Origin of the sequence: Streptomyces sp. NRRL WC-3549 (assembly GCF_000721935.1) — a bacterium.
GTDB lineage: Bacteria > Actinomycetota > Actinomycetes > Streptomycetales > Streptomycetaceae > Streptomyces.
Map to the genome: position 1 here is coordinate 36,143 of NZ_KL585420.1, position 2,090 is coordinate 38,232.

Sequence of the window (2,090 nt, forward strand, 5' to 3'; positions counted from 1 at the left end):
CCTCGGACACCAGCAGAGACCCCAGTCGATCTGGGGTTTTTCTGTTTCCCGGGCTGCGGCGTGAGCGAACACGTACAGGACTGGACCGCATGGCGAAGAGGAAGAAGACGTCGCGCGACGACTGGACGCCGCCTCCGAGGTCCGCGGAGCGGCGCGCTCTGGACCGGCACCTGCGCCTGCTCAGGGCCGGGGGAGCCCGGTTGCCACCGGTGGTGCCGCAGCGCCGCCTGATCCTCACGCTGTCCGTCATGGCCCTGGGCGCCTGCGCGGCCTTCCTCGTGTTCTGGCTGCCCTCCCGGTCGCTCGTGGACGACCTGCGCTCCCGCGGGGTGTCCGTCGCGGCCGAGGTCACGGCCGCGCCGAAGAACAGGTACGGCGGGGCGGGCGACGTCAAGGTCCGGTTCGCCGGTCCCGGGGGCGAGGTCGAGACCGTGCTCAGCGACCTCGGCGGCATGCGCCCCGACGGTCTGCTTCCCGGGTCCGCGGTCCCGGTGACCTACGACCCCCGGGAGCCGACCCGGGTGCTGACGACCCGGTGGCTCGACCACCCGCCCGTCATGACGCCGCCCGTGCTCGTCACCCTGGTGTTCACCCCCCTGCTGCTGGGGGGCGCGGTCCTGCTGACGGTACGGCGCCGCACCTTGCTGCAGAGGGGGGCGCGGACCGCGGTGGCCTGACTCCCGCCGTGCCGGTACGCCGGGTGCGAACCGGCCCGCGCGCCCCGGGTGGTGCGATGATGGAGGGCTGCCGGGGCACGCCTGCCGCCGGGACACCGCGAGAAGGACGCACACGATGAGAGGACGGGCCAGGCCCCCCGCCGCCCCGCTGCCGCAGCGCCACGGGGTCGACCCGGTGCGGGTGCGGCTGCCCGAGGACACCGCGGCCGCCTGGCCGACCGTCCGTGACCATCTGCTGGACCGGTTCGCCGGGGCGATCGGCGCCGGGCGGGTCGACGCCATGCTGGCCGAGGGCCGGTTCGTCGGCGCGGACGGTGCGGCGGTCGGTGCCGAGGAACCGTACGCCGCCGGCCGCCACCTCTGGTTCCACCGGGACTTCGCGCCCGAGGTGCCGGTGCCGTTCCCGGTCGGCGTGGTGTACCGGGACGAGCACATCGTGGTCGCGGACAAGCCGCACTTCCTGGCCACCACCCCGCGCGGCCGGCACATCACCGAGACCGCGGTGGCCCGGCTGCGCTCCCGGCTGGGTGTCGCGGCCCTCCAGCCCGCCCACCGGCTGGACCGGCTGACCGCGGGCCTGGTGCTCTTCGTCGTACGTCCGGGGGAACGGGGCGCCTACCAGACGCTCTTCCGGGACCGGCTGGTGCGCAAGGAGTACGAGGCGGTCGCCCCGTACGACCCCCGGGTGGCGCTCCCCCGCACCGTACGCAACCGGATCGTCAAGGAGCGCGGGGTCATCGCGGCCCGGGTGGAGCCGGGTGAGGCGAACAGCGAGAGCCGGGTCGAGCTGCTGGAGCACCGGCAGGGCCTCGGCCGCTACCGGTTGCTGCCCGCCACCGGGCGCACCCATCAGCTGCGGGTCCACATGCACGCGCTGGGGCTGCCACTGGTCCACGACCCGGTCTACCCGGTGGTGCGGCCCGAGCCGGAGCCGGGCCGGGAGGACTACACGCGCCCGCTGCAACTGCTGGCCCGGGTACTGGAGTTCACCGATCCGGTCACGGGCGTACCGCGCCGCTTCGAGAGCGGGCTGCGGCTGGCCGCGTGGCCGGACCGGTGATGCCGCCCGGCGGGGTCAGTGGCCCCGGGCGATCCACTCCTGGAGGTGCGGGGCCTCCGCGCCGACGGTGGTGGAGTCGCCGTGTCCCGTACGGACGACGGTGTCCGGCGGGAGCGTGAGCAGCCGGTCCCGGATGGAGTCGACGATCGTCGGGAAGTGCGAGAAGGACCGCCCGGTGGCGCCGGGCCCGCCCTGGAAGAGGGTGTCGCCGGTGAAGACGGTGTTCAGCTGCGGGGAGTGGAGGCAGACCGCGCCGGGGGCGTGGCCCGGGGTGTGCAGGACCTTCAGCGTCACCCCGGCGACCTCCAGCTCCTGGCCGTCGGCCAGTTCGGCGTCGGGGGTGCGGTCCGGGT

At 74.9% G+C, this 2,090-nt stretch carries 3 protein-coding genes; 2 read left to right on the plus strand and 1 reads right to left on the minus strand.

Features of this window, described 5'->3' with window-relative positions; translation table 11 throughout:
* The first annotated feature begins 89 nt into the window (after nt 1-89).
* Nucleotides 90-677, plus strand: a complete 588-nt coding sequence (locus tag IH13_RS44880; protein ID WP_031087948.1) for a DUF3592 domain-containing protein — start codon at nt 90-92, stop codon at nt 675-677.
* A gap of 115 nt (nt 678-792) precedes the next feature.
* Nucleotides 793-1,737, plus strand: coding sequence for a pseudouridine synthase (locus IH13_RS0124645; RefSeq protein ID WP_031087951.1), 945 nt, complete (start codon nt 793-795; stop codon nt 1,735-1,737).
* Nucleotides 1,738-1,752: 15 nt separating this feature from the next.
* Here IH13_RS0124645 and IH13_RS0124650 read toward each other — a convergent pair.
* The coding region (locus IH13_RS0124650; RefSeq protein WP_031087954.1) for an MBL fold metallo-hydrolase at nt 1,753-2,090 on the minus strand (338 nt) is incomplete at its 5' end.

Coding starts and splice junctions, on each gene's coding strand:
- IH13_RS44880 (WP_031087948.1), top strand. CDS start 90: ATGGCGAAGAGGAAGAAGACGTCGCGCGACGACTGGACGCCGCCTCCG.
- IH13_RS0124645 (WP_031087951.1), top strand. CDS start 793: ATGAGAGGACGGGCCAGGCCCCCCGCCGCCCCGCTGCCGCAGCGCCAC.